This window comes from Vibrio syngnathi (assembly GCF_002119525.1).
In the GTDB taxonomy this organism is placed as follows: domain Bacteria; phylum Pseudomonadota; class Gammaproteobacteria; order Enterobacterales; family Vibrionaceae; genus Vibrio; species Vibrio syngnathi.
In genome coordinates this window covers 833,726-846,665 of sequence record NZ_CP017917.1, presented here as the reverse complement: position 1 = coordinate 846,665, position 12,940 = coordinate 833,726, and the positions used below count along the sequence as shown (strand labels likewise).

The window sequence follows — 12,940 nt, the reverse complement described above, 5'->3', positions numbered from 1 at the left end:
CTAGGGATGTTTGTTTGGTGATAGAAACAAAAATGCCAGCGGTTAGGCTGGCATTTGTTTAGTTGCAACTATTCTTATTCCAAGAAAGAAGCAGTAATAGATGCTGAAGTTAACGCGTTGTCTATTAAGAAGTCTACAGCTTGTGTCTGCATGCTTACATGATGACCCGCGTCCAAAGGTGTCGGGGTCGTTTTATCTTGCGGTATCACAAACGTACTGTGCGCAGCAACATCTCCGAACTTAACAAAGTCCTTTGCTCCATCAATAGTCATATCTTTTGATTCAACGACCTTTAAGCCAAGTTTAGCTGCTAACGGAGTCGTTCCCGCGAACGGAGCGTTTGGAACCGTGTTTGGAACCGTGTCATCGCCCTGTACTTGCCCCATATAAATAGGCAGAACAGGTGAGCCAGAAGCAACCAGATAAGCAGCATTGGTAAATGGATCAACAGTATCTAACACCGTTTGTGCAGCGTAAGCGAACTGTTGAAAAGCGGCTGTCATGGTTGCTTTCTGTGCAACGGTCGCGTTTGCTTCAAACGTTGTGTAGCACTGTTTGCTAGAGAGGCTTCCACAGTTCGCGGTAGCGAAACCTGCGTATTCAGTTGAAGCGCTCAATGCAACGCTGTGCTTAACTTGAGGGCCAAACTCTGTAGAACCCAGTAGAAGGTTCGATATCTGACCGCCTGAGTTTTCTATGGCTGCTGCACTGAATGAGTAAAGCGAATTAGCCGCGACACTCCCGAGAGTACGGTTAGACGCTGCAACTGCCGTCGTTCCAACAATACCGCCGAGTGAGTGGCCTAAGAACTTCACTTGTGAGCCAGTAGCTAGGTTAAAGGCCTTCAATGGAGAAGTATTAAGTCTGAGATCTTTTAATGAAACAGCTAAAGATGCACGTAAGCCCATTACATCAAGTGCACTTTGACGTACGTTATCGCGAGCGACGGGTAAGTTCGCTAAGTTCAGATAAGCTAACACGTCAGCGTTTGCCGAACGAGTATCATCTAAACTACGTGTACCGTGGAGCGGTAAGTCAATCGCCAATACAGCTACACCTGCTTTTGCAAGGTTGTAAGCGAAAGCATAAGCGTTTTCTTTCGCTGAGGTGATGCCGTGTTGGTAGATCACAACATTAGTAGGATCAGAACCATTTGGCGTAAACAGTAAGAACTCGACGTCTTCTAATGATTTAACTTGAGGAACAGGTGAGTATTTGGTGATGACTCGCTCGCTATCAAGTGCTGAACCATCTTTAAGAGTCAGGTTTAAACCAATGAGTTTAAGCTGCTCTGTTTGACTCGTCGCTAATATACTTGCATCAATACCAGCAGCAATAAGTTGAGCGGCCATGTTCGCCTTTTCTGCACTATTACTTAGAGCATTTGAAACCTTAGCTAGGCTAGGCATAGCGGATTCAAACGGCTGAGTATTCCATTTGCTGCTTGTCTCAAGGTAATGCGGTAACTTAACTGACCCTTGGCTTACATTGACATCTGCACTTGATGCATCGTACATCGCCCCAATAGCAAATTTAGCTTTAGCAATCTTAGTCGAGTCGCCGCCACCAATGTATTTATCAAAATCAGTGTCATTTGCTAATGCTGTTTTGAATGTTACCGCAGGATTAAACGACATAGTGTAAGCGTCTTTAAGGTCAACCGAATTAGGGTTTGCACTGTCTTTCCATACGCCATTTAGGTTCGCAGAAGCCAACCCGGTCGCTGTTGCTGCTTTTGTTGCGAAAAGGGAACTGCCAACAGATTCGGTAGTAAACCACGTCGAGTAGATAATGTCTTTGGTATCAAGGCTAACCTTGCCGGCTGCATTCGCCCCTGCAAAGATTTTCTCAACACCCTGAGTTACTTTTTGTGCCTGAGCTAAGCTGCCGTCAGTATACGTGACTGAACTTGATTTAAGAGCCGCGTAGCTTGACGACATTCCTACCGGATCGCCATTGACATCTGTCAGCTCATTCGACAATGCCAACACGTATTCGCTTGAAGCATCGAGTGAATCTTTAAATACAATAGTAAAGGCATCCGTTGCAGCGCTAGATAACACATTAAAGTGCGTACCTAGAGTCAACACACCTTCAACCGTTGGTGGTGTTGTGGATGTAAGTGAACTGCTAAGCTTTAGAATATAAACACCACCAGTCGCGACACCGTCGGCAAGACCTGTGCCTTCGAAATTCATTACGATTGGCATCGAAGTAGACCAACCATCCATTGTGTTCATTGCCGCAATTGGGTTAGTTAATGAATCTTTACCACCCGTTGGTAACCCAAGAGTGCCATCCGTCGCGTCCATCAGAGCGAAGCTTGGCAATGGAACCGCTTTATTAGCACCACTTAGATGAAACTTAATACTTGTTGTTCGAGCAAGTGAATCTTGAATGTATTGCTCATATTGAATCGCTGTTGCAGCACCTGAACTCGAAGAGTCATCACCACAACCAGCAAGAAACATCGCTGAAGCAAGCAGCGAAACACTAAATAACTTTTTCATGTCTTAATTCCGTTTAGTTAAAGGTGTAGTTCAATTGAATAGCAGATAGGTAAGCTACGGCATCACCTGAAAATTCAAGCTTTTGACCCAATTTATTGGTCTCAGTGAAGTCACCACCTTTGCTTTGCACAAGGGCAAAACCAGCATCAATAGAAAGGTCAGGACTGTACTGGTAAGTCAAACCTGTGCTGTACCAGTAACGATCGCTGTCTGGGATACTTAAAGTCGTTTGGCCAGCTTGTTCGTCATAAGCAAGACCCGCTCTTAGAGTCCACTCTTTATTCAACTGATAAGTCGCACCCAACGAGTAGCGGTTGTTATCCTCGTAGTGTTCCGTCTTTTTGAAACACTCACCATTTGTACAATCTGGACTGGTTGCCTTAAGTTCTTTAAAACTGCTCCAACCCGTTTGTTGCCAACCGTAGTGGACAGCCCACTGATCGGTCAATTGGTGGAAAGCCGATATTTCAATAATTGAAGGTAAGGTGATTTTTAAGCGGCCAGTCGTTGCAGTCGCGCTACCTTGTACAATTCCACCGGTGTAATCTTTGAAATCACCATCGTCAAAATCAAGATCAACTTCGGAACGATAAGCGATAGAAAATCGATTGTTTTCATTCAATTCATATAAGCCACCCACATTCCAGCCAAAAGCGAATGTTTCACCAGTCATACTGATTAGCTTCGTCGATGCAGGATCGCCAGTAACGTTTGAAATAGCACCTTGGTGTCGGTTGAGTTCTGCCTCTGCATAAACAAGATTTACACCAGCGCCAACGCTGAATTGGTCGTTAATTCTATACGCTACGTTGGGATTCAAATTGACAGACATGAGTGAGGTATCACCGGCTAGATCACCCGCGTAGATATCATCTGGGTAATCGGTAGCAACACCGTAGTTGGAAAACATACCAATACCCCAAGCCCATTGCTCATTGATTGGGCTAATGTAGTAAGCACCAGGTACAATCTGAAGGGGAGCGACGTCTTTAGATGTCTGACTTTGCCCGCCAGAACCTGGAACATTGTTTTGAGTAATGTCTACTTCTGGATCAACGACAGAAACCGCGCCTGAAAATTGGGCTGTATCAAATAGGGTCATTGCAGCGGGGTTTCTCGCAAGTACACTCGCGTTGTCGGCAACTGCACCTTCACCTGAGAATGCGCGTCCAAGGCCTGAGGCAGAGTGCTCAGCAACTTGGAAACCAGCCGCAAGTGAATTACATGCAAATAGCACAGAAAGCGAAACGAGAGAGCGTTGTATTGTTTTCATCCTTGACCCTCCTAGGGCATCAAATCTCATTCTTATTGTTGAAAACACACTGAGCATTCTTATTAGTGATGCGTCAATGTAAATGACATGTTAAATTCATGTTTCATGTAAAGTCAAAGAATGAGTTATCATTTTGTGAAGTTATAATTTTAAGGGGCGGGACTTTAACACTAATAATATTCATGCAATCAATGGTTTATTAGTGGTTGGAGGTGTGACCAGAATGTTTATGCGCATTATCGGCATAAATAGTGTTCAATTGCTTAAATATGTAACAACTTTGTTTGTGTTTACCGTTAATCGCTAAATCGGCATAATACGGTTTCATTTACGATGGCATTAAATTGGAATTTAAGTTTGGAATTACTCGCGATAGAGTTTCTTGGAAAACCGCTTCGTTTAGAAGGTTCAATGGCAGGTTGGCAACAGCTGTTCTGGGACAATACACTTGTGTCTCAGCTGGATGCGACCTCAGAGCAAGAGAATGCTCGCACTCACACATTTATGCTGCAATCTGGCGAAGATACGTTGCAGTGTCACGTCGAAGCGTCAGTTCAATGGCAGCCATTTGAGATGTACTACAAAGCCTCCGTAAATGGTCAAACGATTGCCGAAGGTAACCGTGACACTAAAGACATCGAGCAACAAACTCCCGTTGTAGCACCTAAACCTGAGAAGCGTTTTAGCTTAATTGGATTAGTGTCGCTTGGTATGAAAGCATTAAAAAGTGCCAAGCTAATCAAAGTCGTACTTGCCTCTGCGAGCTTGGCTGCGTATTCATGGCTGTTTTCAATTCAATTTGCTTTAGCTCTAATCGCTTGCCTTATGTTCCATGAATACGGCCATATTAGAGCGATGAAATACTTTGGCATGAAGACCAAAGGCATCTATTTGATACCATTCCTTGGTGGTTTAGCGTTATCCGATGAGAAGATCAATACGCGCTGGCAAGATGTAGTTATCTCAATCATGGGGCCATTGTTCGGATTGATATTGTCTTTGGTGTTTATGGTGTTGTACTGGATCACTGGCGAGATGTTCTTTGCTGGGCTTGCGGTATTCAACGCGCTATTGAACTTGTTTAATCTATTGCCAATTTTGCCTCTCGATGGCGGACATGTACTGAAAAGTATCAGTTTCTCAATGAACAGTGTGCTTGGTATTGTACTTTGCGTGGCAGCAGCGGTCGCTGGCGTAGTACTGAGTTACCAGTTAAATCTGACCCTGTTCGGCTTCTTATTGATTATGGGTAGTGTGGAAATACTGTTCGAATGGAAAGGGCGACATCATAGTCACTTGCTACCATTAGACAAATACGGTCAAGTCGTGTCGTTTGTTTGGTATGTGGGTTTAGTGAGTAGTTTGATTGGTGTTATCTGGTATTTTGCATCTACTGGTGATCAGCTATTAAGCCTACCACTGCAAATTCTTGGTACTTAACAAGAATCAAAACAAAAAAATGCCCTAGCCAATATGGATAGGGCATTTTTGTATTCGAAGTTTAGCGTCTAGACAAATGTAAATTACGCTTTGCAATTTGGTCTTGGAGAACCCGATTGGGGAAGCGTTTTGATCGTCGCTTGCAGATCTTTGATACGCGTACTGTGCGAAGGGTGTGTAGAAAGCAGTTCTGGGGGCTGATTACCACCCGATGCCTTCGCCATGTTTTGCCATAGATCGACACTTTGGTTAGGATCGAATCCAGCTCTAGCCATATACTCTAGGCCAACAACATCGGCCTCAGACTCTTGAGTTCGCCCATACGGTAGAATAACGCCGTACTGAACGCCTAAACCTAAAGCAGCCATCGTCATACCTTGATATTGGCTGTATTCTGATGCGCCTAATGCGATGCTAGTAACCGATAAACCAGTGTTAGCGATTTGAGACTGAGATAGGCGCTCGTTACTGTGGTCTGCTAAAACGTGCGCCACTTCGTGTCCGATAACTGTTGCGAGTTGGTCTTGATTAACCGCTACCTTAAGCAACCCGGTATATACGCCAATTTTTCCGCCTGGTAGGGCGAATGCGTTTACTTGGTCACTGTCAAAGACAACAACTTCCCATTCACTAAAACCTTGTTTAGGAATGTATTGCGTGATTCTGTTTGCAACGCACTGTACATAAGCGTTCGTTTTTGCATCTTTGCTGATGGGTTGTTTTTTCTTCATTTGTTCAAAAGACTGTGCTCCAAGCTGAGACATATCTTTATCTGAAAAAAGCAGTAATTGGTTTCTGCCTGTTGGGGAAGCGCTGCATGCACTTAGCCCCGCGAGTGTAAGAAGCGAGGCAAACTTCATCCATGACGTCATACAATATCCTCTGTGTATTCGGTTTTTATGCATGTTAACATCAACTTGTTTAATAGCTAGTCGCAGTAAGATAACTATTTCGGTAATAATCCCAGCAGTAATGCTAACGTTATTGGTTTTATCAACCTGTTAACGATGATAAAGCTATCAGCTCTACTAAAGACTGCCTTAGAGCGGATAAAAGCTATTAGCGATAATAAAACTGCACACGCGATAACAAAGACAATAATTAAGGAACCTACATGAGTATTTGGAAAAAGCCCGTTGACCTAGACATCTTCAACGCGACCTCAAAAAATACCTTAATTGAACATCTCAACATTGTTTACACCGAGGTAAACGACAACTCCTTGGTGGCAACCATGCCGGTTTGTCATTTTACCCACCAGCCTTTGGGTATGCTCCATGGCGGCGCATCGGTCGTGTTAGCCGAAACTCTGGGTTCACTGGCCGCTAACTTCTGCGTTCCAGAAGGCTACTATTGCGTTGGGCTAGATATCAACGCAAACCACGTTAGATCCATGCGCGAAGGTTATGTTATTGGTACTGCTGAGCCTATTCACTTGGGTGTCTCTACCCAAGTATGGCAGATAAACATTACTGATGAGCGTCAACGCTTAGTCTGTACCAGCCGTTTAACTATTGCCGTGAAGAAACATAAGCGATAATAGGTTAAGCATTAGTTAGCTGTGTGTATTTATAAGAAGTAATCTGTATTTAAAAATAGTCCGAGAAATCCATGGTCATAACGTTTAAAAGTGGAAAAGTCATCGCAACCGCACATGAGCTGGTTGTTCGTTTGGATGGTGAGCACAGAGTAACGCTACAAGCTCAAGTTGATGCAATCCAACTAATAGGAAAAGGGGCAAATGTTATTTCAGCGAATGGTTCTGAATGCAAGTGGTCGATAAAATTAGACAACGAACAGCAGCTTCGAGATATTGCCAATGAAATCGGCTGCGATGTGATGTAATCGTATACTGCAAAAGTACTTAGGCCTTCTGTTTGAATCACATCCTAGGACGCCATACCCAATAATTCGCAAGAAAATCACATCAGTAAGATTGATTTTAAGTCTTAAAATAGGGAAACTGAATTCAATGTCCTTTGAATAAGTTTTCCTCTTTATGAGCAGCCCAAGACTTCGCGTTCAATTTGAAACCCTGTTTGAATACTTCGATGGTAAAGATTCTGATGTTCAGCTCGACGACATCACGGATGTGCTTTGTTGTACCCGTCGTAATGCCCGGATGGTACTCAATAAGCTTGAAGAAGAGGGATGGGTTGAGTGGTTACCTGCGGCTGGGCGAGGCAAGTTATCTCAACTTATTTTTAAGCAGAATCGTTGCGATGTCAGTGAAAACTTAGCAAGACGCTACTTACAAGAAGGTAAAATTGGACAAGCGCTGTCAGTGCTTGATCACAATGCAGCCAAGTTGACTCAGGTTATTCAAAATTACTTGGGTGTGCAGTATCAAGAAGGTGAGCAGGTTATTCGTTTACCTTATTATCGACCGCTATCTATGCTTAACCCGACTAAATCGATGCGTCGCTCTGAACAGCATATTACCTGTCAGGTATTCAGTGGGTTAACGCATTTGGATGAGAACGATCAATTACAGCCCGATCTTGCTCATTCATGGCAAAAAATTAGCGATTATCAATGGCGATTCTTTTTGAGACCTGGAGTCCGTTTTCATAACGGCGAGCCTCTATTAACCAATCATGTTGTGGATACGCTGCTAGCGCTCGAACCTCTCAATATGTTCTCACACATAAAAGACGTCTCTTCTCCAGCAAACTGCGTGGTTGATGTCTTTTTAACACGCCCAGATAAACACTTCCCGCTCGCGCTAACTGAATCGGTTGCTAAAGTTACCTTACCGATGATTTTACGTGGTGAAGACTACGATATTCGACCGATTGGTACAGGCCCGTATCGCATTGAAAAGAACGATGATAAGCAACTCGTATTGACGGCTTTCAACGGATATTTTGGTTTTAGGCCATTGATTGATCGTGTTGAGGTTTGGGTCGTTGATGAGGCGTACTCTTCAATGGTTTACCCAAGTCTTTCTAAGCCTGTAATGGCTGACCGTGGTGATAGCGACGAAGTCGAACTTGACCCTGGCTGTACCTATTTACTGTTGAATCGAAAAAAGGGCATCGCACAAGATCCTGCATGGGCGCAATTCTTATCTAATACTTTGAATGCGGCCGATCTGTTTGTACACATTCCGAAAGAAACTGTTATCGATTTGGGAGTGTTACACGCTTATGGGATAAAGCCCGGTTGGTATGACATAAAGTTGAACACGCCAGTTTGTCCACCAGCCAATGCGAAACCAACCATTAGACTGGCTTACCAATGCCAACACCCAATGTTTCCAACACTTGCGAAGGCTATTGTCACTGTGTTGAAGCAATATGAAGTCGATGTTGAACTTTATGGTTACGAAACCGATCCTCCACATGCCGATAATGTCGATATTTGGATCAACCCGATGGGTATCGCCAACAATAGAGATGACGCGTTAGCGGGCTGGTTGATGGATTACAGCTTTCTCGATGAATCTAGCCCGGCAGAAGACTTCGATCAATGGTGTCACATGATTGATCGTTGGCGATCGGGCGAGTTTGAGCAATTCCCCGCACGACAGTTAGGTAAACAACTGGTACAAAGCAATCAATTAATTCCGATGTTCCACTGTTGGCTAGGCGTAAACAAAGATCAATGCGGTACTCTGCAGAACGCCAAGTGTAATGCACTGGGTTGGTTCGATTTTAGCCAAGTTTGGGTAAAACCGGACGTTGATTGAAATCCAAGAACACTCAATTACGATCAAACAACTCAATTAGGACAACGCGATGCAAACTGTGATGATCACATTTATAACGCTGGTGGCGTTTGCTGCTAATTCAGTCTTGTGTCGTTGGGCTTTGATGGATCAAACCATTGATCCTTTGAGTTTTTCGATCATTCGGATATTGTCTGGTACGCTTACACTGTTGATTTTATTAGCTTTATTTTCCCAGGCTAAATCTTGCCCTAAACGCGATTCAGCTGACAACGACACATCGGTAACGGAAAAGCTTAAGTCTCAGTTTGAGTTAACTTCGATGTTGTCACTGATCGTGTATATGTTCGGCTTCTCATTCGCTTACTTAAAGCTTGGCGCAGGTCTTGGTGCTCTGGTGTTGTTTGTCGCCGTTCAATTTACGATGATTGCCGCCCACTTGTTCTCTGGAAACAGAATGTCACTAATTGAGTGGAGCGGATGTTTGCTCTCTGTAGCAGGGCTTGTTTATTTATTAATGCCAACTAATTCGACACGGGCACCAGACTTAGTTTCTATCATCTTGATGTCTTTGGCCGGAGTTGGGTGGGGCATTTACACATTGGCAGGAAAAAAATCGTCAAACGCCCTCCAGTCGACCACTGCTAACTTTGGATTCAGCTCACTAGTTATCCTTGCGGGTATAAGCGTTCTAACTGTAATACCAAATGCAATGCCTCAAGTCTCTATCACTGAGCAAGGTTTGATTTACGCGGTTATATCGGGCTCGGTGGCTTCTGGTGTGGGTTATAGTTTGTGGTATTACGTGGTGAAAAAGCTGAATACAGTGGTCGCATCCATTGCACAGCTTTCTGTGCCGGTTATCGCGACACTCGGTGGCGTCTTGTTACTCTCCGAGCCGGTCACCATGCAATTTGTTATCTCATCGACCGTTATTTTACTCGGGATAAGCTTGGTTCTTGTCGCACCTAAACTTAAGAAAGAAAGAGTTCAATCATTAACTTCTATGGCTAAACCAAACAAGAAACAACCGACCAAAACGGTTCAGATTTTCTGTGCCAAATGCAAAACGCAACTTTTTAAGTATCGGAAAGGTGGCAAAGGTGCACTCGTAAAGTGTTTTAAGGAACGTATTGTTGAAGATTTCACGAAAGAGCCATGTGTGTGCCCGGAATGCGGGATTGAATTTGCGCGAGATACCTTAGTCAGAGGTACGCCAGCCTACAAGTTTGTGGGTGGCAAGGTGACGATGAAATAACCCGTCACGATGAAACAAGTAGTCATTACAAAACGAGCAAGCAATATTGGAACTAAATATGCCACAGCACAGTTTGCGTGTGGCATTTAAATCGTAACTTATAAGCAAGAAGTGAGCGGGCTATCTACGAACTACTGAGCTCTAACTCGCCCTTGAAGTTTAAGAAGGAATAGTGAGACGATTGCACCCGTTGTATCACACAGCATGTCTTTCTGTGCATCCCAAATATCACCTTGTGAGCCAAGGAACGCGATACCTTCATCACCACCTGCAATCTCCGCGTACCACCACTCTATAATCTCGTAGCCAGCGGCTACACTCATGATTGCAAATAGCGCAAAGAAACAGGCTAGTATCGGCTGAGCCAATTTCTTACGAATCAAATACTCTGCGAGTGGATAGGCATAAAGACCAATAGAGAAATGGGCTACTCGGTCAAAGTTATTGCGCTCAGAGCCAATCAGGTTATTGAACCAATCAAAAGGTACCTCTGCAAAGGTGTATTTTGCGCCGATCGTATGCAGAATTAACCAGATAAACATCAGAACATAAGCGGTCTTAGAAAAGGTGAGCTTGGTGGATAACCACCATATCCCGATAAGAATACCGAGAGCAGGGACGATCTCAGCGATCCAAACGGCTCTTGAAGATGGCGCAAACGCTGAAAAGAGAAAGATAACAAGATAGACAGCAGTTAATGAGAGTAGAGGTCTATTTTGAGCAAGTGGCGTAATTGTCATCATCATATCCTGTATAAGTTTTATGTATAGTTACATAATAATGAACAGTGTTCAATTGTGGTTTAATCACCAGAATTGTTGAAAACTGGTGCTATCGCCCAGTATCTAGACAAACGGTTGCTAGAGTTTCACAAAAGTTTGATTTACAACAAAGCGATCCTTAAAATCGCTCTATAACTACATAACAAGAAAGAAAGTCATGAAACTGGAAACTGTCGATTACCTTGCTGACGACGCAGCAGAACAATTTGTTCGCTCTTTACGTGAAACAGGGTTTGGTGTTCTTAAGAACCACCCAATTCCGAAAGAGCTTGTTGAGTCAATTTACGAAAACTGGTACCAATTCTTTATTTCTGAAGAGAAAGAGAACTTCCACTTTAATGTTGAAACACAAGATGGATATTTTCCACCTTCAGTGTCTGAAGTTGCCAAGGGCCACACTGTAAAAGACATCAAAGAGTACTTCCACGTATACCCTTGGGGCCAAATTCCTGAGCAGTTGAAAGAACAGATTCTAGATTACTACCAACGTGCGAATGCTTTTGCTCAAGAGCTTCTAGGTTGGGTTGAAGCTCATGCTCCTAAAGAAGTACAAGAGAAGTTCTCCATCGCGTTATCTGAAATGATCAACGGCAGCGAACAAACACTGCTTCGCGTTCTTCACTACCCACCAATGCAAGGCGACGAAGAACCTGGCGCTATCCGTGCAGCAGCACACGAAGACATCAACTTACTGACTGTTCTTCCTGCAGCAAACGAGCCGGGCCTTCAAGTTAAAGCTCAGAATGACGAGTGGCTAGATGTTCCATGTGACTTCGGTAACATGATCATAAACATTGGTGATATGCTTCAAGAAGCATCAGGTGGTTACTTTCCATCGACAACCCACCGTGTAATCAACCCATCAGGTGAACGCCAAGATAAATCTCGCATCTCTTTACCGCTATTCCTACACCCAAAACCGGAAGTTGTACTGTCTGAGAAGTACACAGCAAATGAATACCTAATGGAACGTTTAAGAGAGCTTGGTGTTATCTAATTAACTAGTGTCTTGCTCTAAAATTGGTAAAGATATCAAAGGTCAGCAAAATTGCTGGCCTTTTTGATTTTCCAAAGAGCAACACCAATGATTGTCAATCACTGGTCACCTTCGCTGCGTAATTTTGATGGGTAACGGGCTTTTGAGCCAAGCTATTGAATGTGCCGTTTCATTAAGCTCGACAAATCATAGAAAATCGCTTTCAATTAAGGAAAGTCAGCCTACTGACCTAGGGCAATTCATCATGCCTAATAGTCTAATTACCTCAAACGAGTCAGCCATGTCGAATAATCAAGGTGTGAGAGAAAGCTTTCATAGCCATATGGAGAACCCTTTGCTTTGGCCCATTATGGAAGTGCTTAAGCGAAAACCAAGCGGATGGAAAGTACACACTCTGGCGGCTCATCTAAACGACCTTGGGTTTATGCCAGTATTAGATGCAGTACCCGAGAAGGAGTTATTTAAAAAGAACTTTCTCATTATGAATGCGCTATATCAGCTCCAAGAGACGTTACACCCTGATGGTTGGCTTCAAGTTCAAGCAATGGATATTGAATTGATGAATGGAAGCTATCATGGAAATAGCCACAGTATTGATCACCAAGATCCACTTCGAGACTACTACACTAATTGGACTAACTATGAAGCGGATGAAGGTGAAGTCAAAAGGCTGCTGAATGAGTTTTGGACTCGGTACAGAAAGTTTGTTGGCGCCGATACGCTCAATTTAGATAAAAACCGTGCATTGAAGTTATTTGATCTCCCTTTAGACGCAACGCATAAGGAAATAAGAAAGCGTTGGCGACAGCTGGCGTTGCGGTGGCATCCCGATAGAGACGAGGGCAATACGTCAAAATTCCAGACGCTTTGTGAAGCGTGGCATGTATTACGAAGTTCATGATCGACGTAACTCTTACTGCGCTGTTTATCGACTCTTTAGAGTGAAATTTAAGCCCTATATATAAAATTGAAAAGCCCCATGTTGTGAGTGACACAAGTGGGGCTTTGTC

11 protein-coding genes and 1 pseudogene are annotated in these 12,940 nt (G+C 43.6%); 8 read left to right on the top strand and 4 right to left on the bottom strand.

Annotated features, from left to right (window positions below):
- Positions 1 to 74: 74 nt before the first annotated feature.
- Both K08M4_RS18700 and K08M4_RS18695 read right to left on the bottom strand, forming a co-directional pair.
- Positions 75 to 2,510, bottom strand: a complete 2,436-nt coding sequence (locus tag K08M4_RS18700; RefSeq protein WP_086050969.1) for a VolA/Pla-1 family phospholipase — start codon at positions 2,508 to 2,510, stop codon at positions 75 to 77.
- Between the two features lie 13 nt (positions 2,511 to 2,523).
- Complete coding sequence (locus tag K08M4_RS18695) at positions 2,524 to 3,783, bottom strand: outer membrane protein transport protein (protein ID WP_086050968.1); 1,260 nt, start codon at positions 3,781 to 3,783, stop codon at positions 2,524 to 2,526.
- Positions 3,784 to 4,140: 357 nt separating this feature from the next.
- Between K08M4_RS18695 and K08M4_RS18690 the strand changes: the two genes are divergently transcribed.
- The gene (locus K08M4_RS18690) at positions 4,141 to 5,223 is read left to right on the top strand and encodes a site-2 protease family protein (RefSeq protein ID WP_086050967.1); all 1,083 of its coding nucleotides are present in this window, start codon (positions 4,141 to 4,143) and stop codon (positions 5,221 to 5,223) included.
- 83 nt (positions 5,224 to 5,306) lie between these two features.
- Here K08M4_RS18690 and K08M4_RS18685 read toward each other — a convergent pair whose 3' ends face one another.
- A complete protein-coding gene (locus K08M4_RS18685; protein WP_086050966.1) occupies positions 5,307 to 6,095 on the bottom strand; it encodes a M48 family metallopeptidase in 789 nt (262 codons plus the stop codon).
- A gap of 242 nt (positions 6,096 to 6,337) precedes the next feature.
- Here K08M4_RS18685 and K08M4_RS18680 point away from each other — a divergent pair, with 242 nt between their 5' ends.
- From K08M4_RS18680 to K08M4_RS22555, 5 genes and pseudogenes are all read left to right on the top strand, one after another.
- Complete coding sequence (locus tag K08M4_RS18680; protein WP_086050965.1) at positions 6,338 to 6,763, top strand: hotdog fold thioesterase; 426 nt, start codon at positions 6,338 to 6,340, stop codon at positions 6,761 to 6,763.
- A gap of 71 nt (positions 6,764 to 6,834) precedes the next feature.
- Positions 6,835 to 7,068: a DUF3389 domain-containing protein gene (locus K08M4_RS18675; protein WP_004730938.1), complete on the top strand. Its 234-nt coding sequence runs from the start codon at positions 6,835 to 6,837 to the stop codon at positions 7,066 to 7,068.
- Between the two features lie 154 nt (positions 7,069 to 7,222).
- Positions 7,223 to 8,914 (top strand): SgrR family transcriptional regulator, encoded by a 1,692-nt coding sequence (locus K08M4_RS18670; RefSeq protein ID WP_086050964.1) that lies wholly within the window; start codon positions 7,223 to 7,225, stop codon positions 8,912 to 8,914.
- 49 nt (positions 8,915 to 8,963) lie between these two features.
- Positions 8,964 to 9,875 (top strand): annotated as a pseudogene (locus tag K08M4_RS18665) (DMT family transporter); the annotation flags it as partial.
- A 24-nt stretch (positions 9,876 to 9,899) separates the two neighbouring features.
- Positions 9,900 to 10,151, top strand: coding sequence for a hypothetical protein (locus K08M4_RS22555; RefSeq protein WP_017082269.1), 252 nt, complete (start codon positions 9,900 to 9,902; stop codon positions 10,149 to 10,151).
- A 131-nt stretch (positions 10,152 to 10,282) separates the two neighbouring features.
- Here the strand turns inward: K08M4_RS22555 and K08M4_RS18660 are convergent, their stop codons facing one another.
- Positions 10,283 to 10,891, bottom strand: coding sequence for a DUF2238 domain-containing protein (locus K08M4_RS18660; RefSeq protein ID WP_086050963.1), 609 nt, complete (start codon positions 10,889 to 10,891; stop codon positions 10,283 to 10,285).
- A 199-nt stretch (positions 10,892 to 11,090) separates the two neighbouring features.
- Between K08M4_RS18660 and K08M4_RS18655 the strand changes: the two genes are divergently transcribed.
- Both K08M4_RS18655 and K08M4_RS18650 read left to right on the top strand, forming a co-directional pair.
- Entirely contained in the window at positions 11,091 to 11,930 is an 840-nt protein-coding gene (locus tag K08M4_RS18655; protein ID WP_086050962.1) for an isopenicillin N synthase family dioxygenase, read from the top strand.
- Positions 11,931 to 12,210: 280 nt separating this feature from the next.
- Entirely contained in the window at positions 12,211 to 12,831 is a 621-nt protein-coding gene (locus K08M4_RS18650; protein ID WP_086051513.1) for a DNA-J related domain-containing protein, read from the top strand.
- Positions 12,832 to 12,940: the final 109 nt, after the last annotated feature.